The following is a 20,407-nucleotide window of genomic DNA, read 5'->3' on the forward strand; positions in this document are numbered from 1 at the left end:
ATGCGGCCGAAAGAACCTTACGCGGGGACGTGGCAGGGGCATGGCCCGGCCCAACCCTCTCCCGTGGTCCGGGAACGAGGGCTGGGGCGGTCGCAGGGGCGGGCATTCAGGCACCGGCGCGTCAGGCCGGGGCTTTCGCCTCCTCGGGGCGTCGCTCCTCCTGGGGCTTCGGCTCAGCGGGGGCGGCGGGGCAGGTGGCCTGGGAGGGGCCGGTGACGACGTCGAAATCGAAATCCAACATGATGTGACCTCCGGTTCGTTGGGAGGCCGCTTCGACGCTGTGGCGGGACTGTGCGTGCACCGGGTGCTGAAAACACAAAAGCCGCCTCAGGTCGGGCGGCTTTGGGTGCATCGTGGGTGTGCGATACCTAGGCCGCCGGTCTGTACCAGCGGTACCAAAATCGCCCCAGGAGGGCGGAGGAGGTGTGTCGCACGGGGTTCATGGGCGGGAGGGTACGGTTGAATGGGTGGCGGTGCAAGGGGTTTGTTGGGGGGGCTCCCTCTCCCTAACACTTTCCTTTGCCCCCTCCCTAACCCTCCCCCGCTGTGCGGGAGAGGGAATCAGGTTTGCCGGTTCAGCGATGCTGGCGGTACCAGGCGATCAGGCCGTTGGTGGAGCTGTCGTGGGTCAGGGCGGCGGTGGGGCCGTTCTGGAGTTCGGGGAGGATTTTGCCGGCAAGCTGCTTGCCAAGCTCCACGCCCCACTGGTCGAAGCTGTTGATGTTCCACACGATGCCCTGCACGAACACCTTGTGCTCGTACAGCGCGATCAGGGCGCCGAGCGTGGCCGGGTCCAGCTTTTTGAACAGGATGCTGTTGGACGGCTTGTTGCCCTCGAACACGCGGTGGGGGACGAGCGGTTCGATGGCCTCCTGCGGCTTGCCGGCCTTGGTCATCTCGGCGCGCACCTCGTCGGCGGTCTTGCCGCGCATCAGCGCTTCCGGCTGGGCGAAGAAGTTCGACAGCAGGATGCGGTGGTGGTCGCCGATGGGGTTGTGGGTCTCGGCGGGGGCGAGGAAGTCGGCCGGAACCAGCTCCGTCCCCTGGTGGATCAGCTGGTAGAAGGCGTGCTGTCCGTTGGTGCCCGGCTCGCCGAACACCACGGGGCCGGTGGCGTAGTCCACGCGGTCGCCCTGGCGGTCCACCGACTTGCCGTTGCTCTCCATGTCCAGTTGCTGGAGGTAGGCGGGGAAGCGGTGCAGGTATTGGTCGTAGGGCAGGACGGCGTGCGACTTCGCACCCCAGAAATTCACGTACCAAACGCCCAGCATCGCCATCAGCACCGGCATGTTGCGGTCCAGCGGGGCCGTGCGGAAATGCTCGTCCATGGCGTGGGCGCCGGACAGCAGCTCGTAGAAGCGGTCCATGCCGATGCCGAGCGCGATCGGCAGGCCGATGGCCGACCATAGGGAATAGCGGCCGCCGACCCAGTCCCAGAAGCCGAACATGTTCGCCGGGTCGATGCCGAACTTCCGCACCTCCGCCTCGTTGGTGGAGACGGCGACGAAATGCTTGGCGACGTGGGCCGGGTCGCCCGCGCTCTCCAGGAACCAGCGGCGGGCGGTGTGGGCGTTGGTCAGCGTCTCCTGCGTCGTGAAGGTCTTGGACGCGATGACGAACAGCGTCGTCTCCGGGTCCAGCCACTCCAGCGTCTCGCTGATGTGGGTGCCGTCGACATTGGAGACGAAATGCACGCCGATCTGCGGGTGCAGGTAGGGGGTCAGCGCCTCCGTCACCATCACCGGGCCGAGGTCGGAGCCGCCGATGCCGATGTTCACCACGTCGGTGATCGGGTGGCCGGTGTAGCCGGTCCAGGCGCCGTCGCGCACCTGTTTGACGAATCGCTCCATGCGGCGCAGCACCGCGTTCACCTCCGGCATCACGTCCTGCCCGTCCACCAGCACGGGGCGGTTGGAGCGGTTGCGCAGCGCGGTGTGCAGGACGGCGCGGTCCTCGGTGATGTTGATCCGCTCGCCGGCGAACATGCGGTCGCGCCAGTCCTCCACCCGCTGCTGGCGGGCGAGATCGAGCAGCAGGGCGCGCGTGTCTTCGGTGATGCGATTCTTCGAATAATCGAACAGCAGGCCGCAGGCTTCCAGCGAGAAGCGGGCGAAGCGGTCGGGGTCGGCGGCGAACAGGTCGCGCATGTGGAGGCCGGCGACCTCCCCGCGGTGACGGGTCAGGGCTTCCCAGGCGGGCGAACGGGTGAGCGCGGACATCGGGCTTTTGCCTCCTTAACGCGTGCGCGAAGCGTAACACCAAAACGCGCTGGACGGGTACGCGCCAAAGCGCGCATCGCATGCACACGAAAGTTATGCAAGGACGGACTGTGCAACGGGCGCGGCCGTCCCTGTGTTCTTTTCAGGACAGGAGAACGCCTGGGAGAACGTGATGATCGACGAAAAGGACGACACGGCGAAGCCGCCCCCCGCCCCGTCGGAGAAGGAACGCCGGGAGGATCCCCGGCCCGACCAGATCGGGATCATCCCCGGCAAGGTGCCGGGGAAACCCGTGGAGCCGGGGGATCCGCGCTTTCCCGGAGCCCAGCCGGATTTGGCCTAGCTACGGCCCTTATCAGCTGCCGCCATCCAGCGTGCGGGTGGCGGTGACGCCCTCGGGGCGGCCGACCAGCACGGTCAGCAGACGGGCGGGGTCCAGAAGGCGCTGCGCGACCCGCTGCACGTCGGCCTTTGTCACGGCGTTGATCAGCGCGTCGCGCTTGTCCAGATAGTCGATGCCCAGCCGGTCGCGCCGGACCTGCAGCAGGATGCGCGCGATGGCCTGGGTGCTGCTGAACTGCAGCGGGAAGGAGCCGGTCAGGTAGGTCTTGGCGTCGGCCAGCTCCTGGTCGGTGACGCCGCCCTCGTCCATGCGCTTCCACTCCTGGCGCATGATGTCCAGCGCTTGGCCGGCCTTGGCGTTCACCGTGTTGCCGCCGGCCATCACCAGCGCCGAATGGTCCAGCGAGATCAAGTAGCTGTAGACGCCGTAGGACAGGCCGCGCTTCTCCCGCACCTCCTCCATCAGGCGGGAGCCGAAACCGCCGCCGCCCAGCACGTAGTTCATGATCGTGGCCGCGTACCAGTCCGGATCGGCGCGCCGGATGCCCGGCTGGCCCATCAGCATGACCGTCTGCGCGGTCGGGCGCGTGGCGACGAGCGTCTCGCCCAGGCCCTTCGGCTCCACGTCGGGGATGTCGGGCAGCGTCGCCTTGGCCGGCAGGGCGCCGAAGACGCGGTCGAGCGCGCGGCCCAGATCGTCCGGCGCGATGTCGCCGGTGGCGGTGACCAGCAGCCGGTCGCGGCCGAACTGGTTCTTCACGAAGGCGCGCAGGTCGTCGGGGGTGATGGTGGGCAGCGACTCCAGCGTGCCGCGGATCTCGTCGCCGTAGGGGTGGCCGGGGTAGGCGGTCGCGTAGAACAGGCGCCGCGCGACGTAATTCGGGTCTGCTTGGTCTCGCCGCAGGCTGGACAGCACCGCGGCGCGCATGCGCTCCACCGCCTCCTGGTCGAAGCGCGGCTCGGTCAGGGACAGGCGCGCCAGTTCGAACGCCTCGTCGCGGCGGTCGCTGAGGGTGCGCAGGTTGCCGCTGAAGGCATCGCGCCCGGCGTCGAAGCCCAGCGCAATGGCGTTGTCCTGGAGCCGCGCCGCGAAGGCCTGGCTGTCGTAAGGGCCGGCGCCCTCGTCCAGCGTGCGCGCGGCGAGGTTGGCGAGGCCGTCCTTCCCCTTGGGGTCGGCGGCCCCGGCGCCCTCGAACGCCCATTCGATGGCGATGACGGGAACCTTGTGGTCCTCCACCAGCCACGCCTCGATCCCACCGGGGCTGACCACGCGCTTGATCTCGATGGCGTGGGCGGGGTTCGAGAGGGTGAGGGCGGTGAAGGCGGTCAGGAGGAGGGCGAGGATTGGGAGGAGCATTGCCCCCTCCCTAACCCTCCCCCGCTTCGCGGGAGAGGGAATTTGGCCCTCCACCGCGATAGCGGGGGAGGGAGGGACCCACGCGCCAGCGTGGGGGGGAGGGGGCACGGCGCGCACGGTCATCTCAGCTTCCCTTATCCTGAAGCGGCAGCAGAAGGCCGGTGACGTGGTTGGTCTTGCCCAGCACGGCGCGGGCCGCAGCGTTGACCTGATCGGCGGTCACGGCGTCGATGCGCACGGGCCAGTTTTCCACGTCGTCGATGGTCTGGCCGGTGGCGAGCGCGGAGCCCAGCGACTGGGCCGGGCCGGTTAGGCTGTCGCGGGCGTAGGCGGCCTCCGCCAGCATGCGCTTCTTGGCGGTGGCGACCTCCTCCTCGGTAACGCCTTTTTCGAGGAGCGTCCGGATCTCCGCCTCAAGCGCCGCTTCCAGCTTGTCCATGGGGACGCCGGCCGCCGGGATGGCGCCGGCGCCCAACGTGGTCAGGTCCCAGGAGGACGGGCTGTAGCCGAGCCACGCGGAGGTGGCCACGCGCTGGTCCACCACGAGGCTGCGGTAGAGGCGCGAGGTCGGACCGCCGCTCATCACCTCCGACAGGACCTGGAGCGGATAGGCGTAGCCCGCCGTGTCGGTCCGGTAGGAGGGGGCCAGCCAGTTGCGCCGGATGGAGGGCTGCCGCACCTCCTCGTCGCGCAGGATCACGCGGCGGGCGGCGCCGATGGGCGGCTCCTGCACGCGGCTGCGCTCGGGAATGGGGCGGGCGGCGATGGCGCCGTAGTATTTCTCCGCGAGCGGCTTCAGCTCCTCCGCGGTCACGTCGCCGGAGACGACCAGGATCGCGTTGTTGGGCGTGTACCACGTCTTGTAGAAGCTCTCCGCCTCCTCCCGCGTCAGGGTGGACATCTCCTGCGGCCAGCCAATGACCGGGGTGCCGTAGGGATGGTGGACGTAGAGGGTGGCGTTGATCTGCTCCCCGATGCGGTCGGCGGGTTCGTTCTCGATGCGCTGGCGGCGCTCCTCGATGATCACGTCGCGCTCGGGATAGACGACCTCGTCGGTCAGGCGGAGGTTCGACATGCGGTCGGCCTCCATCTTCATGACCAGCTCCAGCCGGTCGCGGGCGACGTTCTGGTAGTAGGCCGTGTAGTCCCAGGAGGTGAAGGCGTTGTCGCGCCCGCCGTTCTTGGCGACGATGCGGCTGAAGGCGCCGGGCGGGATCTGCTCCGTCCCCTTGAACATCAGATGTTCCAGGAAATGGGCGATGCCCGACACGCCGCGCGGCTCGTCCGCCGCCCCGACCTTGTACCAGACCATGTGCGTGACCACCGGCACGCGGCGGTTGGTGACCACCACCACCTGCATGCCGTTGGACAGCGTGAAGGTCTCGGGGAAGAAGACGCCCTTTTCGACGGCGAAGGCGGGCGTGGCGGTGACGATGCCCAGGGCGAGGCCCAGGGCGAGCATGGCGGCCGTGGCGAGACGGCGGAGCGGGCCTCTGGCGGACATGAAGCCTCTCGTTCTTTCGGAAAAACAAAAGGGGCGTTCCCCGTGCGAGGAACGCCCCCTGATATTGGTGCGCCGGGAGGCTTAGAACAATCCTTCCAGCGGCGCCTTGCGCTTGCGCTCGATGGTGGGGACGGTGCCGTCGTTGAGCGACTTGCCCTGGGCCTGGGCCTCGCGCAGTCGCTGCGACTCCTTCTTCGGGTCGACGACCTCGTAGGGCTGCTCCTGCTTTTGCCAGAACAGCAGCGAGTCGATCCAGCGCTTGTCGGCGACGATGAGCTGCGTGGTCTCCTGGTCGACCTTGTTGCGGATGTCCGGCTCAATGCCGCTCTTGGCGCCGGCCTGGGCGATCAGGGCCGACTCGCCCTGCGACTTGCCGGTCATCACGGCGCGCGAGGTGCCGCCGAAGACGGAGGCGGCGGCGACCGAGGTCGGCGTGGCGTCCTGCGGGCGCGGCGCGCCGGGGCGCGGCTTCGGCAGGGCGGCCAGATCGGGCGGCACGGTCAGCGGCGCACGGGACACGACGGTGAACTCGTCCGGGCTCTGCCGGTCGAATCCGATGGAGCGGCGGACGTCCGAGCATCCGGCAAGCGCCAGCGCGACGAGCGCCAAGCCCAGCATCGGCTTGCCACGAAGCCGCAGGGTGGAGGAGGCGGAGGAAAGGATGGTCACGTTCAAGTCCCGTCGTCTGTCAGGCCGCGTCCCTTATAGCGGCTCCGTCGCCTGATCTCTTACGACTTTTCGCGGCCCGCGAACAGTCCGTCGAGCACCAGAAGCGCCACGCCGACGCTGATTCCGCTGTCGGCGACGTTGAAGATGTAAAAATGCCAGCTCCCGAGGTGGAAGTCGAGGAAGTCGGCCACCGCCCCGAAGCGGAAGCGGTCGATGACGTTGCCGATGGCCCCGCCGACGATCATGCCGATGGCCAGCGCCACGAAGCGCCGGTCCGACTGGCGCAGCCACAGAAGCAGGGCCACGACGATGGCCATCGCCACCGTGCTCAGCACATAGGGCATGAAGGCGTAGGAGCTGCCGAAGGTGCCGAAGCTGACGCCCGTGTTCCAGGCCAGCACGAGGTTGAAGAAGGGGGTGACCTCGACGACGTGCGGCGCCGGCTGCATCACCACCTCCAGCACCCACCATTTGGACAGCTGGTCGAGGACGACCACCACCGCGGCGACGATCAGGCCGAAGGCCGTGACGCTGCGGGTTCCGGACGCGGAGAGGGTGCTCATGAACGAACTCCGGGGAGTGGAAAGCGCTGTGCCCCCTCCCTAACCCTCCCCCGCCTTTGGCGGTGGAGGGGATTGAGGCCCCCTCTCCCGCGAAGCGGGGGAGGGATGGGGAGGGGGCAACAGCTTAGAACGCCGGTTCGGTGCCCACGGCTTCGGCGCAACGGAGGCACAACGTCGGGTGGGCCGTGTCCGTGCCGACCTCCGGCAGGATCTTCCAGCAGCGCTCGCACTTCTCGCCGCCCGCCAGACCGGGCACCACGGCGATGCCGGCCACGTCGGGCAGGGTGAAGGCGCCTTCAGGCGCGCCGCCTTCCTCAACCTTGATCTGCGAAGTGATGCAGATCTCGGCGAAGTCCACGTCCGACAGCAGGGCCTTGGTCGCGGCGTCCACCAGGACGGTCGGTTCGGCCTGGAGGGACGAGCCGATCATCTTGTTGGCGCGCTCCAGCTCCAAGGCACCGGTGACGACGCGGCGGACGTTGCGGATCGCCTCCCACTTGGCGGCCAGCTCATCGTTGCGCCAGTCGGCGGGGATGGTCGGGAAGACGCGCAGGTGCACGCTCTCCTCGGTCCAGCCCTCAACACCCGTCAGGCCCTCCGGACGGGCGAGCCACGCCTCCTCCGCGGTGAAGCAGAGGATCGGGGCCAGCCACGCGGTCAGGGTGGAGAGCAGATGCTCCATCACCGTGCGGACCGAGCGGCGGCGGACCGAATCGACCGCGTCGCAGTAGAGGCTGTCCTTGCGGACGTCGAAGTAGAAGGCCGACAGCTCCACGGCGCAGAAATTGTGGATCGCCACGGACAGGTCGTGGAAGTCGTAGGCTTCGATCTTCGCGCGGACCAGCGCGTCCAGCTCCGACAGGCGGTGCAGGACCCAGCGCTCCAGCTCCGGCATCTCCGACACGGCGATGCGCTCGGCGGGCGTGTAGTCGGCCAGCGCTCCCAGGATGTAGCGCAGCGTGTTGCGCAGGCGGCGGTAGTGGTCGGCTTGGTACTTGATGATCTCCGGGCCGATGCGCTGATCCTCGGTGTAGTCGGTGCTGACCACCCAGAGGCGCAGGATGTCGGCGCCGTACTTGTCGCAGACCTCCTGCGGGGCGACGACGTTGCCCAGCGACTTGGACATCTTGCGGCCCTGCTCGTCGAGCGTGAAGCCGTGCGTCAGCACCGCGTCGTAGGGCGCGCGGCCGCGCGTGCCACAGCTTTCCAGCAGCGAGGAGTGGAACCAGCCGCGGTGCTGGTCGGATCCCTCAAGGTACAGCGACGCCGGCCACTTCAGCTCCGGCCGCTGCTCCAGCACGAAGGCGTGGGTCGAGCCGGACTCGAACCACACGTCCACGATGTCCTTGACCTGCTCGTAATCGTCGGCGCGGTGGGCGTTGCCCAGGAAGTCCTGCGCCGGGCGGGCGAACCACGCGTCGGAGCCTTCCTTCTCGAAGATCGTCGCGATGCGCTCGAAGACCTCCTGGTCGCGCAGGATCTCGCCGGTCTCCTTGCGGACGAACAGGGCGATGGGCACGCCCCAGGCGCGCTGGCGGCTGATGCACCAGTCCGGACGCTGCTCGATCATCGAGCGGATGCGGTTCTCGCCCTGGGCCGGGAACCACTTGGTGTCGGCGATGGCCTTCAGCGCGGTCTTGCGCAGGTCGTTCGTCTCCATGGAGATGAACCACTGCGGAGTCGTGCGGAAGATCAGCGGCGCCTTGGACCGCCAGCTGTGCGGGTAGCTGTGCTTGATCTTGCCCTTGGCGAGCAGCGCGCCGACCTCCGCGAAGGCTTTCAGCACGGCGCCGTTGGCCTCGCCCGGCTTGCCCTCGGCCGTGTAGACGCGCAGGCCCGCGAAGAGCGGGACATGGTCGTAGTAGCGGCCGTCCTCGCCCACGGTCTGCGGCACCTCAATGCCGTTGGCCTGACCCAGGTGGAAGTCGTCCTCGCCGTGGCCGGGGGCGATGTGGACGAAGCCGGTGCCGGCGTCGGTGGTGACGAAGTCGCCGGCCAGCAGCGGCACCTTGAAGTCATAGCCGCTGCGGGTCAGCGGGTGATGGCAGTAGCCGCCGGCCAGACGCGAGCCGGGGAAGCGGTGGAGCTGCCGCGCCTCGGTGATCTTGGCTTCCTTGAAGACGTTCTCGGCCAGCGCGGTGGCCAGCACGAGCCGCTCGCCCACCTCGGCGAGGCTGCCTTCCTCGACCGCCAGCACCTTGTAGACCGCGTATTCGATCTCGGCACCAAAGGCGATGGCGCGGTTGCCCGGCAGGGTCCAGGGCGTGGTCGTCCAGATGACGATGTTGGCGTCGTCCACCTCCGGCGTCGGCGAGCCCCAGATGGCGAAGCGCGCGAAGACGGTGGTGGAGGTGTGGTCGTGATACTCGATCTCCGCCTCGGCCAGCGCGGTCTTCTCCACCACCGACCACATGACCGGCTTCGCACCCTTGTACAGGCCGCCGTTCGCCGCGAACTTGTGGATTTCGCGGACGATCTGCGCCTCGGCGGGCAGGGTCATGGTCAGGTAGGGGTTGGCCCAGTTGCCCTCCACGCCCAGGCGGCGGAACTCGCCGGCCTGCACGTTCACCCAATGCTGGGCGAACTGGCGGCATTCGGCGCGGAACTGATTGAGCGGAACCTGATCCTTGTCCTTGCCTTCCGCCCGGTACTTCTCCTCGATCTTCCACTCGATGGGCAGGCCGTGGCAGTCCCAGCCGGGGACGTAGTTGGAATCGAAGCCCTGCATCTGGCGCGAGCGGACGATGACGTCCTTCAGCACCTTGTTGACCGCGTGCCCGATGTGGATGTTGCCGTTGGCGTAGGGCGGGCCGTCGTGGAGGATGAACTTCTCCCGCCCCTTGGCCGTGTCGCGCAGCCGCTGGAAGAGGTTCATGTCCTCCCAGCGCTTCAGCAGCTCGGGCTCCTTGGTCGGCAGGCCGCCGCGCATGGGGAAGTCGGTGCGCGGGAGGAAGACGGTGGACTTGTAGTCGCGGGTCATCGGGGAATCCTGAAGAAGAACCGTCGGGCGGCGGCGTTCAGGCCCCCGACGCACACACGGGAAGGGTTGTCCCGGCCCTCCTCAGAGAGCCGGGCCGGTAATTCGCGCCGAACGCGTCATGACCCACGCCGAAAACATCATGGCGCGGGATATTAGCCGTGTGTGCGGTGCGGTCAAGGCGTGGGGCCTCTCCTTACAGGGCAATCGCGTTTGGCATCCCCTCTCCCCTCCGGGGAGAGGGTTAGGGTGAGGGGGTTGCGCTTTTGCCGGACGCGGTGCCATGCGCACCCCCCTCACCGGCCCTCCGGGCCACCCTCTCCCCGGAGGGGAGAGGGTTAAGAAGTCAAACGCGTAAGCCTGCCTCTCCTTACGACCTCAGTCGAAGCTGGCCTTGCCGCCGTGGGCGGCGGACCAGCTCACCGGGTCGTTCAGGAACTTTTCGACCTCGGTCAGGGTGTTGGTGTCGAAATACTGGTTGTCGCGGGCGACCTTCAGCACGTCCCACCAGGTGCACAGCTCGTGCAGGCGGACGCCGATCTTCTCCATGTTGGTCTTCGACTGCGGGAAGATGCCGTAGTGGAAGATCACGAAGCTGTCGGTCACCACGGCACCGCCGTTGCGCAGCGCCGTGACGAAGTTTTCCTTGCTCTTGCCGTCGGTGGCGAGGTCCTCGACCAGGATGACCCGCTGCCCCTCGGTCAGCACGCCCTCGATCTGGGCGTTGCGGCCGAAGCCCTTGGGCTTCTTGCGGACATACTGCATCGGCAGTTCCAGCCGCTCCGCGATCCAGGCGGCGAAGGGGATGCCCGCCGTCTCGCCGCCGGCCACCGCGTCGATGCTCTCGTACCCGATCTCGCGCTCGATGGTCGCGACGGCGAAGTCCATCAGCGCCTTGCGGGCGCGCGGGAAGGACACGATGCGCCGGCAGTCGGTGTAGACCGGGCTCGCCCAGCCCGAGGTGAAGATGAAGGGCTGGTCGGCGTTGAAGTGCAGCGCCTTGATTTCCAGCAGGATCTTCGCCGCGGTCGCGGCAATGGTCGCCCGATCGGGCAGGGCGGCGGAGGTGGACATCGGAAAACGGCTCCCACGGAGGCTCAATCTGCCCCGTGTGTAGCCCCCCGGAGCGCGAATCGCAATGGGGGGAGCTTGCGTGGCCTATGCCGGGCGGGCGAACCAGGACCGCCACGCGCTCCAGCCGCCGATCAGGTCGGCCAGAGCCGCATATCCCCCCGCGTTCGGGTGGCTGCCATCGTTCAAGGCGGCCTCGCGCCGCCAGGTCCCGTTGGCGGCCATGGCCGGGAAGACGTCGAGGAAGGGCACGTCCAGGCGGGCGCAGAGCGCGGCCAGGTCGCGGGACAGCGCGGCGATGCGCTCGTCCGTGGCCGGGTCGTCGCCGACGGGCAGCGGGCCGATCATGAGGGTCGGCTTCCAGGCCCGCGCGGCGGAGAGGATCGCCTCGGCGTTCGCCAGGGACTTGGCGGGGGACACGCGCACGCCGCCGTCATCGCCGGGGGTGCAGTCGTTCACCCCGAAGCCGAAGACGAGCCTTCCGTCCTGCCCGGCGGGCAGCCGGGCCTCCGCCTCCCGCCGCCAGCGCGCGGCGATGTCGGCGCTGGTGTCGCGCCGGATGCCGAGGTTGTAGACGGTGACGTCATGCCCGGTGGCACGGGCGGCGGAGCACACGCGACCAACCCAGCCCAGGCAGGTGTCGTCGCCGGTGCCGTTCACGAAGCTGTCGCCAAAGAAGCAGATGCGCATCGCGTAAGGTCACTTTGCCGGTGGGTTCAGGGCCGGCAGGTTCAGACGGATGCAGCGGGTCAGCACGTTGTTGCCGGTCATCTCGCGGTAGACCTGGGCAATGGTCGGCTCGGCCGCGCGGCATTGCTCCAGCGAGGCGAAATCGACGGTCGTCGGGCCGCCCTGGTTCAGGATGAAGATCAGCAGAATCACCCGGTCCACGTCACACATCCTCCCGCTTGGCAAGCACGGCGCGCGCCGCCTCGGCGTCGCGGACGATTTGGTCCTTCAGGTCGTTGAAGCTGGCGAACCTGCGCTCCGGGCGCAGGAACTCGACCAGTTGCACGCGCAGGTGCTGGCCGTAGAGGTCGCCGTCGAAATCGAACAGGTGGGTCTCCAGCCGCTCCACCGTACCGCCGACGGTCGGGCGGCGGCCCAGGTTCGCCACGCCGTCGCGCCAGACCGTATCGGGGCCGTGGTCCACGCCGGTGCGCACCGCGTAGACGCCGAAGGCCGGGCGCAGATAATCGGCCAGCTCCACATTCGCGGTGGGGAAGCCGATGGTGCGGCCCTTGTGGTCGCCATGCTCGACGCGACCCTCGATCTCCCAGGGCCAGCCGAGCAGGCGGGCGGCCTCGCGCGGGTTGCCGGCGACCAGCGCGTCGCGCACGCGGGTGGAGGAGTAGACGCCGCCCGTCTCGTCGGACACCGGCCCGACCTCGGTCACGCCGAAGCCGTATTTGGTGCCCGCGCGCGTCAGCAGGGCGGGGTCGCCGCCGCGCCCGTGGCCGAACAGGAAGTCGTAGCCGCAGACGATGTGCCGCACGCCCAGCCCCTTCACGAGATCTTCCTCGATGAAGGCGTCGGCGGTCTTGTGCAGGAAGCTTTCGTCGAAGTGGCAGACGAACAGGAGGTCGACGCCCAGCGCCTCGATGTGGCGGGCCTTCACGCGAAAAGGCGAGAGGCGGAAGGGCGCGTCGGCCGGCCGGAAGACGGAGCGCGGGTGCGGCTCGAACGTCAGGACGGCGGAGGGGGCGCCAAGTTCGCCGGCGATGCGCTGGGCGGTCCGGATCACTTCCTGATGGCCGCGGTGCACCCCGTCGAAGTTGCCAAGCGCCACGACGGCCCCTCGGGCGTCGGCCGGCAGGTCGGCGGTGTGTCGGAACAATCGCATGCGTGCACGCCCTGATGGTCTGCCTGATGGTCCGGAGGCCGTCTTCGGCCCCGTAAACGACGGCGGCCCGCCGGGGGGCGGGCCAAAGCCATGGGCGTCTATATAGAACGGAGCCGGCGCGCGGTCTACGCGCCGGCGTCAAGTCTATGCCGGGTAGCGTCAGCCGCGCGACGGGACCATCAGCAGGGCCTCGCCCTCGATCACCACCGTCTCGCCCACCGTGCAGACGGTGCGGACGACGACGCGGCGCTTTTCCGGGATCAGTTCGGTCACCGTGGCGCGGGCGGTCACCGTGTCGCCGGCGCGGACCGGCGCCTTGAACTTCAGGTTCTGGCTCATGTAGATGCAGCCCGGACCCGGCAGCTTGGTCCCCAGCACGGCGGAGATGAAGCCGGCGCTCAGCATGCCGTGGGCAATGCGGCCCTGGAACATCGTGCCGCTGGCGTATTCCTGGTTGATGTGCACCGGGTTCGTGTCGCCGGAGATGCCGGCGAACAGAACGATGTCCGCTTCCGTAACCGTCTTCGCGAAGGTCGCCGTCATGCCGACGGCGAGATCCTCGATGCAGTGGCCTTCGTTGTCCTTCAGCACCTGGCGAACATCGTCCATAACGCGGTTCCTCATCGTTCGGCGCCGGTTAGCAGCGCAACAACACGCATGGTGCGGTGCGATATATGCGCCGCAACCACATCATGGCAACACAACTCGTCCGAAAAAGTGAAAAAATCTCTAAGGCTCCTTCAAAAGAGGCGCGGCGGCACCTCGTCTTGCGTGATCTTGGCGATTAGATGACGCGGCAGAGTGGTGGGCATACACCCCCGTCAGCGCTATTTCCTTCGGCATAGCCTCTGCTGCAAAGCCATATGACTCAAACGCTTAGACAAGAGTTCGGAAAGTCGATGAGCCTTGGTTCCGGGGCGGTGGTGCCGGATTGCGACAGCGGATGCTTTTTCACAAGTCCACCCCATCTGTTGCAGTTTTGTGGCAATAGTTCGGCGGTTTTGCGACATGTTCGTTCGCAAATGCACAAATCTCATGCGATGCGCTGCGGCAAAGCCCGCCGACTCGGAAACCGCCGCCTTGACTTCCGCCACCTGCGACCAACGGTCACAAGTCGATGGATCAGCAATCGGAGCCGTCCCATGCCCCACCGCTTCGCGCTGGTCACCGGCGCCACCTCCGGCATCGGCGCGTGTTTCGCCCGCGCCCTGCCGGTCGACACCAACCTTCTGCTGACCGCCCGCAACGCCGAGGCCCTGACCCAGCGCCAGGCGGAGCTGGAGGCGCCCGGCCGCCGGGTGGAGGTTCTGGCCGCCGACCTGACCACCGACGAGGGCCGCACCGCCCTGATCCAGAAGGCCGAGACGCTGGAGATCGACCTGCTCATCAACAATGCGGGAGTCGGGTCGTTCGGCGCTGTGATCGACAACACACCGGAGTTCGAACGCTCCACGGTGGAGCTGAACGTGGTGGCGACCACCGTGCTGACCCGCGCGCTGCTGCCGGGCATGATCGACCGGGCGGCGCGCGACAACCGCCGCGCCGGGCTGCTGCTGGTGTCCAGCACCACCGCCTTCCAGCCGGTGCCCTTCCTGGCCACCTACAGCGCCAGCAAGAGCTTCGTCCTGGCCTATGGCGAGGCGCTGGCGACGGAGTTGCGGCGCAAGCCGGTGGACGTGTTGGTGCTGTGCCCCGGCGCCACACGGACGGAGTTCGGCCGCCGCGCGGGCTTCGCGCTGAACGCCCTGCCGGGGGCGGCCGACCCGATGGACGTGGCGCGGGAAGGTTTGCAGGCGCTGGGGCGCCGCACGGTGCATGTGCACGGATTCGGCACCCGCAACGTGCTGCGCCCCTTCCTGTGGTCGCGTCACGCCGCCTCGGGCGGGCTGGGCGCCCTGCTGGCGGCCTTCGACCGCGGCCAGCGGCTGGGGCGGGGCTTCCGGCCGCCGCCCAGCCCATAGGTGCGGCCATAGGGGTTTATTGGCCGGAGCCGGAGTTGGAGGCGGAGGAGCCGCCCGTGCCGGTGCTGCCGGATCTGGTCTCGGGCGCCGGACGTTCGGCGGTGAGGGTCCGGTCGGCCTTCTCGGCCTTTTCCTCCACCTTTTCCTTCACGGTTTCGTTCGGCTGCTCGGAGGGTTTGGCCTCCACGCGGACCGGGGCGGTGCCGTCCTCGATCATGTCCAGCTGCTTGGCGGCCTTCTTGGAGAGGTCGATGACCCGGCCGTCCACGTAGGGGCCGCGGTCGTTGACGATGACCTCCACGCTCTTGCCGTTGTCCTGGTTGGTGACGGTTGCCTTGGTGCCGAGCGGCAGTTCGCGCGAGGCGGCGGTCGGCTTGTTCTGGTCGAAGGTCTGGCCGCTGGCCGTCTTCTTGCCGTGGAAGTCGCTGCCGTAGAAGGATGCCTCGCCTTCGTGGACGATCACCGGCTCGCCGTTCTCGGTGCGCTCGACCGCAACGGGGGGTGTCTTCGTCTTGCTGCTTGGCTGGGCTTGGACCGGATGGGCAATGGAAAGCGCGCAGAGCGCCGCGAACAGAGTACGCTGAATGTGCATAAGCCGTTACCTCCCTTCGGCACTGGTAACGCGCGGGTGGGGAGGGTGTTCCGGCAAGGGGCGCAATCGGGACCGGACACGGTGGACGGGTCCTGCCGGGAATGGTTCAATTGCAGCCTGACAGGAGGGAGGGAAAGCATGGCCGAAACGCTGGCGGATCTGCGCTCGGACCCGCGGTTCGGCTGGGTGACCCTCGACGACGGAACGCGGCTGCGCACCGCCCATTGGCCCGCCTTTGTCACAGAACCGCGCGGCACCGTGCTGCTGCTGGCCGGCCGGTCGGAGTTCCTGGAGAAATACGCGGAGACGGTGGGGGAACTGCGGGGGCGCGGTTTCCAGGTGGTCGGCTTCGATTGGCGCAACCAGGGCCTGTCCGACCGGCCTCTGCCCAACCCGCAGATCCATCACCTGGACAGCTTCGACCGGCTGGCGGACGACGTGGATGCTGTGATGGAGCGCGTGGTGCGCCCGGTCCAGGCGGGGCCGCTGCTGCTGCTCGGCCACTCCATGGGCGGGCTGGTCGCGCTGCTGAGCCTGCTGCGCGATCCGGGCCGTTACAAGGCGGCGGTGCTGACGGCCCCGATGTTCGACATCTTCACCGGGCCGGTCCCGCGCCGGGTCGCGGTGTGGCTGGCCGAGCGGCTGTGCGCCCGTGGCCGGGCGGCGCACTACGCCTACGGGCAGGGCGACTACAACCCGTTGCAGGGGATCTTCCTGCCGGTCAACCCGATCACCTCCGACGCCCGGCGCTACGCCACCTTCCACGACGCCTTCCGGGACCGGCCGGAACTGCGGGTCGGCGGGGTCAGCTTCGGCTGGCTGCGGGCGGCGCTGCTCGCTTCCGACTATATCCAGGGGACCGCGCCGCTGGAGCGGGTGACGACGCCCGTGCTGCTGCTGAGCGCGCCCAAGGACAGCATCGTCCGGTCCTGCGTGCACCGGACGGTCGCCGCCCGGCTCGGCAACGCGACGCTGAAGGAGTATCCCGACGCCAAGCACGAGCTGCTGATGGAGCGCGACGCGATCCGCGACCGCGTGTGGGCGGACATCGATGCGTTCCTTGCGTCGGTCGGGTGCTGAGATCGAACGCGAAGATCAGACGATCAAAAGACCCTATTTCTCCTGTCATTTTGATCGTCTGATCTTTGTGTCTAAATCAATGGAGCTTCCCCGAGGTGCCTGAACGATGCCCGATTTCTGGAGAGAGTCCGGTTACCATCTGCTGACGCGCGACGCCGACGGGCGGCTTGCGGTCACGCCGGACTTCCTGCGCGCCTATCTGCTGCGGCCGGAGATGCGCCCGCCCGAGGACGCCTGCGAGACCGAGCACACCCTCTTCGCCGGCCTGCTGGAGGACCCCACGCGCCCCGTCCCGCCGGGCATGGTGGAGTCGCTCGCCGACGAGGACGCGCGCGAGAACTGGGCGGTCTGGCTGGGTTTTCGCGACCGGCTGCTCGCCGCCGGGACGCTGGAGGGCTGCTACCTGCGCCTGTTCCGGGAGGGCGCGCGGGGGGTGCCGGCGCTGTTCATCGACCAGCTCGCCCACGTGATCCTGCGTGGTATTCTGGACGAGACCCCGTCCGGCCTGCGAGCGCGGGCGGCGGAGCTGTTCTTCCGCCCGCAGTCGGTGTCCCTCGACGACGGGCGCGTGCGGCTGGCCGACGCGGAGACGGTGGAGATGCTGGCGGCGACCGGCGGATTCGGCAGCCTCGGCCGGTTGGTGGTGGAGGCGGGCACCGCCCCGCGCTCGGTCGAGCTGGACATCCTGGACGAGACGAACCACGCCAACTACTGGAGCCGCGATTCCCGGCACGACACGGTGCTGGACGTGACCTTCGCCGCCGCCGGGCTCGACGCGCTGTGCCGGGTGCTGGAGGCGTGGGTGGCGCATTTCCTGGGCGTGAAGGTCGTGATCCACCCCGTGCAGCAGATTCGCGACGAGCGCTGGGTCTGGCACGTCGGGCTGGACGCCGAGGCCTCGGCCATCATGAACGACCTCTACAACGGCGTGGAGGTGGGGGAGGAGCGGTTGGCCCGCATCCTGGCGCTGTTCCGGCTGGAGTTCGCCGATCCCGCCGCCATGCGCGCCGACCTCGCCGGGCGGCCGGTCTATCTGGGCATGGCGATGGGCGCCGACGGCAAGCTGCGCCTGAAGCCGCAGAATCTTCTGGTGAACCTGCCGCTCGCCGCGACGAGTTGAACGGCCGGTTGTTGGAGGTCCAGCAAAAGAGCCGGGTGGCGATGCGCCGCCCGGCCAGCGGGCGGGGGAGCGCCTTCATCGCCGGTGATGGAGAACCCGACCCATGCTCTCAGCTCGTCATTTTGCTCTGCTGATCGCCGCGCTGGCGTCGCTGCTGCCGTCCGTCGCGGCGCGCGCGCAGGCCCCCGTCGCCTCCGGCCTGCCGGCGGTCGTCCTCGACGCGCCGAGCGAGCGGCCACGCGAGGCCGGGCTCGACGAGATGGCGGCCCTCTTCGACGAGGGCGCGCTGCACGACGAACTGAAGCGCGAACACCCCCTGATCCGCTGGACCCATCCGGTGAACGTGACGCTGCGCGGCGACGCGGCGGAGCGATGGTTCCCCGCCGCCCAGGCCATCGCCGCCGATCTGTCGGGCGCCACCGGGGTGGGGATCACGGTTTACGAGCAGCCCTTCTGGGCCGGGGATATCGATGTCGTGGTGACCAACGTGCGCGGCTTCTGGCCGCCCATGGTCTCGCTGGCCAACGGGCGGCGGGACGAGCCCTTCACCTGCATCGCCCTGCCCATGGCGACGGACGGCGAAATGCGCGGCGCCCGCATCTTCATCAACGCCGCCGCCGTCGGTCCCGACAACGCCGAGGCCTGCCTCGCCGAGGAGTTGTTCCAGTCCATGGGCCTGTTCGGCGAGGTGGACAGCCACGCCGACGGCACGCTGCTGAACGACGACATCGGCTACCGCCGCATCGGGCCGGTCGACCGGCTGCTGCTGTCGGTGCTCTACGACGGGCGCCTGTCCCCCAACATGGCCGCCCCGGAGGCCCGCGCCGCCGCCCGGCGCATTCTGGCCGAGCGGCTGGACTGATTCCCAGGCGGATATCCGGGGCGGATATCTCGGGCGATAACCATGCTGGAAGGTGGGACATTTTGCCGCCCCTGGGCGGGCGCGGACGCGTGCATAGTCTTGGGAAACTTTCGCCAAGAACAGCCGCCTCCGGGGGAAACGTGATGACGCCCAAGACCATGAAGCCGAACCTGTCCGAACCGCGCTGGGAAACCGTCACCTGGCAGGACGCGTTCGGCGTGGGGCACACCGTCATCGACGCCGACCACAAGCGCTTGTTCGAGCTGTTCAACGAATTCGCCACGGCGGTGAACGACAACCGCGCCGACAGCGAGATCCAGAGCGTGCTGGCGGAGCTTCTGGACTACACCGACACCCATTTCGACCGCGAGGAGCGGCTGATGCGCGAGCACGCCTATCCCGACCTCGCGATGCACAAGACGATGCACGACACCTTCGTGCGGCAACTCCACGACGTGAACAACGCGCTGGACGCCGGGGGCGAGAAGGGCGCCTTCGTCCTGAGCTTTCTCGCCAAATGGCTGTCCGGCCACATCCTGGGCGTGGACAAGAAGCTGGGCGCCTTCCTGAAGGAACGGGAGGTCGAGGGGGTATAGGATGCTTTCACGGCCCTTTCCCGCCCCCGGTGGGAGGGGGCGGGGCCAAAGAATTGCTTTCGGAAAAGCCGGTTAACGGTTCCGGTTGGCGACATCGTCGCGGGCGATGTCGTTCACCGCGGCGTCGAAGCTCTTGGACGCGAAGCCGAGGCCGGACAGCTTGTCCCCGGCCGCCCGCTCCCCCTCCGAACGGTACAGCTTTGTAACAGCAAAGGTCCCGGTAAGCTGCATGGACGGGTCGAGGGGTTGCGCCGCCCCACGCTGCATCAGGGATGATTGCTCTTCGAACAAGGCATTCATGCCTTCGTAGGCCTTCATCATCTCCTGCCGATTGCCCATTTTTTCGATGGCGCTCATCTTGTCTTCAATGGTTTTCGAGAGCGCGGACAGCCTGTCCTGCCCAGCGATGAGTTCCTTGTTCTGGGGAGACTTCATGTGTTCGTCGACCATCGTCCAGAAGGTCTTCCCGCGTGCCTGCTTGAGCCGGTCGGTCAGCGCGCTGTTCATCTCGTCCGCCGACATCGCCCCGCTCGTCACAAGCGATGCCAGGGACGAGCGGTCCTTGTCCTCCAGCCGGGAAAACAGCTTCATGGCATCGCCTTTGAGGGCCGCCGCCAGGGGACTCAGGTCCACGAGGTCCACCTCCGCCGCGCCGCTTGCGGATGCGCTTTTCGTCTGGTTGGGGGCCGGCTTGAAGAGGCCGGCTGCCGCCTGCGTCGACGAAAACAGCGTTGTCGAAGCGCGTAAAGCGTCCACGGAGGTCATGGCACATCCCCATTCCATGCGCTGATCGGTCCGCATTCCGACGTCGGGTGCGGAGTTTGCAACCCATTTTGCCGAAAAATCTGTTCAGCGCAACCTTAGAGCGGTCGCGACCGTTTGGGAGCGTGGATGGCGGTCTATGAAGTGTCCCCTCTCCCAGCCCGCCGAGGGTAGGAGAGGGGACGCATGGCCCTTACTGCTTCTTTTGATCGCCGTTCATGGTGCTGCCGTTTGCGCGCGGGCCGCGATTCAGCGAGGTCATGCTGTCGGTGTACTGGAATTCCGGCATGTCGCGGACGCTGGCCTGGGTCACGTCGCGCAGCTTGATGGTGTCTTCGCCGGGCTGGATTTCGGCCAGCGCGATGTCGGCCGCGATGTCCTTGCCGCCGATGCCGAGGAAGCCGCCGCTCTGCACCACGAGAAGCTGCGCCTGCCCGTCGGGGCCGAGGATCACGTCCGTCACCTTGCCGATGCGTTCCCCGTCGGAACCGATGACGGTCCGGTTCATCAGTTGATCGACGCTGGCCGTGCCCGGCAGGTTCATCGGGCGGGCGGTCGGGCTGCTGCCGGTCTGGTGTTGCGTCTGGCCCTGGTTCATGGCGGAGGAGGGGGAGGACGAGTTCATCCCGCCGGAGCTGCTCTGGGCCGCCGCCACGCCGGTCATCAGCGCCAGGGCGGACAGGGTCGTAATCACCATCTTGCGCATGGGAGATCACCTCTCAAGGGGGGTACCAATCCCCTGCAACCGTGCACGGCCCGAAAGGTCGCGCACGGCCCCCTGTGACATGCTGTGACAAGACCGTCCCCCGGCGGGCCGAGTCGCCCCCGGCGCGTCCGGCCGGGGTCCTGGTGTGAATGGCCGTACCCCCGATTCGACCCCCGAAAGACT

At 68.1% G+C, this 20,407-nt stretch carries 20 protein-coding genes; 6 read left to right on the forward strand and 14 right to left on the reverse strand.

What is annotated here, in order from left to right; translation table 11 throughout:
- Positions 1-575: 575 nt before the first annotated feature.
- On the reverse strand, positions 576-2,219 hold the full coding sequence (gene pgi / locus ACSVC7_RS25545) for a glucose-6-phosphate isomerase (protein WP_448207554.1): 1,644 nt from the start codon (positions 2,217-2,219) through the stop codon (positions 576-578).
- A 172-nt stretch (positions 2,220-2,391) separates the two neighbouring features.
- On the opposite strand from pgi, the gene ACSVC7_RS25550 reads away from it, so the two are divergent.
- Entirely contained in the window at positions 2,392-2,562 is a 171-nt protein-coding gene (locus tag ACSVC7_RS25550; protein ID WP_448207553.1) for a hypothetical protein, read from the forward strand.
- Between the two features lie 12 nt (positions 2,563-2,574).
- Here the strand turns inward: ACSVC7_RS25550 and ACSVC7_RS25555 are convergent, their stop codons facing one another.
- From ACSVC7_RS25555 to ACSVC7_RS25600, 10 genes are all read right to left on the reverse strand, one after another.
- Positions 2,575-3,918: a M16 family metallopeptidase gene (locus ACSVC7_RS25555; protein WP_448207552.1), complete on the reverse strand. Its 1,344-nt coding sequence runs from the start codon at positions 3,916-3,918 to the stop codon at positions 2,575-2,577.
- A gap of 124 nt (positions 3,919-4,042) precedes the next feature.
- Positions 4,043-5,422 carry a M16 family metallopeptidase gene (locus tag ACSVC7_RS25560; protein WP_448207551.1) on the reverse strand — a complete coding sequence of 460 codons (1,380 nt, stop codon included), beginning with the start codon at positions 5,420-5,422 and terminating at the stop codon, positions 4,043-4,045.
- A gap of 81 nt (positions 5,423-5,503) precedes the next feature.
- Positions 5,504-6,091 carry a DUF3035 domain-containing protein gene (locus tag ACSVC7_RS25565; protein ID WP_448207550.1) on the reverse strand — a complete coding sequence of 196 codons (588 nt, stop codon included), beginning with the start codon at positions 6,089-6,091 and terminating at the stop codon, positions 5,504-5,506.
- 59 nt (positions 6,092-6,150) lie between these two features.
- Entirely contained in the window at positions 6,151-6,654 is a 504-nt protein-coding gene (gene lspA / locus ACSVC7_RS25570) for a signal peptidase II (protein WP_448207549.1), read from the reverse strand.
- A 124-nt stretch (positions 6,655-6,778) separates the two neighbouring features.
- On the reverse strand, positions 6,779-9,634 hold the full coding sequence (ileS, locus tag ACSVC7_RS25575; RefSeq protein WP_448207548.1) for an isoleucine--tRNA ligase: 2,856 nt from the start codon (positions 9,632-9,634) through the stop codon (positions 6,779-6,781).
- Positions 9,635-10,009: 375 nt separating this feature from the next.
- Positions 10,010-10,705 (reverse strand): orotate phosphoribosyltransferase, encoded by a 696-nt coding sequence (locus tag ACSVC7_RS25580; protein ID WP_448207547.1) that lies wholly within the window; start codon positions 10,703-10,705, stop codon positions 10,010-10,012.
- 84 nt (positions 10,706-10,789) lie between these two features.
- A complete protein-coding gene (locus ACSVC7_RS25585; protein ID WP_448207546.1) occupies positions 10,790-11,392 on the reverse strand; it encodes a GDSL-type esterase/lipase family protein in 603 nt (200 codons plus the stop codon).
- Positions 11,393-11,401: 9 nt separating this feature from the next.
- On the reverse strand, positions 11,402-11,593 hold the full coding sequence (locus ACSVC7_RS25590) for a hypothetical protein (protein WP_448207545.1): 192 nt from the start codon (positions 11,591-11,593) through the stop codon (positions 11,402-11,404).
- A 1-nt stretch (position 11,594) separates the two neighbouring features.
- Positions 11,595-12,545, reverse strand: a complete 951-nt coding sequence (locus ACSVC7_RS25595; RefSeq protein WP_448207544.1) for a bifunctional riboflavin kinase/FAD synthetase — start codon at positions 12,543-12,545, stop codon at positions 11,595-11,597.
- Positions 12,546-12,704: 159 nt separating this feature from the next.
- Positions 12,705-13,154 (reverse strand): MaoC family dehydratase, encoded by a 450-nt coding sequence (locus ACSVC7_RS25600; protein WP_448207543.1) that lies wholly within the window; start codon positions 13,152-13,154, stop codon positions 12,705-12,707.
- Between the two features lie 533 nt (positions 13,155-13,687).
- Here ACSVC7_RS25600 and ACSVC7_RS25605 point away from each other — a divergent pair.
- The gene (locus tag ACSVC7_RS25605; RefSeq protein ID WP_448207542.1) at positions 13,688-14,506 is read left to right on the forward strand and encodes an SDR family NAD(P)-dependent oxidoreductase; all 819 of its coding nucleotides are present in this window, start codon (positions 13,688-13,690) and stop codon (positions 14,504-14,506) included.
- Positions 14,507-14,522: 16 nt separating this feature from the next.
- On the opposite strand, the gene ACSVC7_RS25610 is transcribed toward ACSVC7_RS25605, so the two are convergent.
- Positions 14,523-15,098 carry a septal ring lytic transglycosylase RlpA family protein gene (locus ACSVC7_RS25610; protein WP_448207541.1) on the reverse strand — a complete coding sequence of 192 codons (576 nt, stop codon included), beginning with the start codon at positions 15,096-15,098 and terminating at the stop codon, positions 14,523-14,525.
- A 138-nt stretch (positions 15,099-15,236) separates the two neighbouring features.
- Here ACSVC7_RS25610 and ACSVC7_RS25615 point away from each other — a divergent pair, with 138 nt between their 5' ends.
- From ACSVC7_RS25615 to ACSVC7_RS25630, 4 genes are all read left to right on the forward strand, one after another.
- Positions 15,237-16,178, forward strand: a complete 942-nt coding sequence (locus tag ACSVC7_RS25615; protein ID WP_448207540.1) for an alpha/beta fold hydrolase — start codon at positions 15,237-15,239, stop codon at positions 16,176-16,178.
- A gap of 106 nt (positions 16,179-16,284) precedes the next feature.
- On the forward strand, positions 16,285-17,298 hold the full coding sequence (locus ACSVC7_RS25620; protein WP_448207539.1) for a DUF6352 family protein: 1,014 nt from the start codon (positions 16,285-16,287) through the stop codon (positions 17,296-17,298).
- 103 nt (positions 17,299-17,401) lie between these two features.
- Positions 17,402-18,160 carry a DUF2927 domain-containing protein gene (locus tag ACSVC7_RS25625; protein WP_448207538.1) on the forward strand — a complete coding sequence of 253 codons (759 nt, stop codon included), beginning with the start codon at positions 17,402-17,404 and terminating at the stop codon, positions 18,158-18,160.
- A 143-nt stretch (positions 18,161-18,303) separates the two neighbouring features.
- Positions 18,304-18,756, forward strand: coding sequence for a bacteriohemerythrin (locus tag ACSVC7_RS25630; RefSeq protein ID WP_448207537.1), 453 nt, complete (start codon positions 18,304-18,306; stop codon positions 18,754-18,756).
- 72 nt (positions 18,757-18,828) lie between these two features.
- Here ACSVC7_RS25630 and ACSVC7_RS25635 read toward each other — a convergent pair whose 3' ends face one another.
- Both ACSVC7_RS25635 and ACSVC7_RS25640 read right to left on the reverse strand, forming a co-directional pair.
- Complete coding sequence (locus ACSVC7_RS25635; protein WP_448207536.1) at positions 18,829-19,521, reverse strand: hypothetical protein; 693 nt, start codon at positions 19,519-19,521, stop codon at positions 18,829-18,831.
- Between the two features lie 190 nt (positions 19,522-19,711).
- A complete protein-coding gene (locus ACSVC7_RS25640; RefSeq protein WP_448207535.1) occupies positions 19,712-20,224 on the reverse strand; it encodes a PRC-barrel domain-containing protein in 513 nt (170 codons plus the stop codon).
- Positions 20,225-20,407: the final 183 nt, after the last annotated feature.

Source organism: Azospirillum mesophilum (assembly GCF_053470405.2).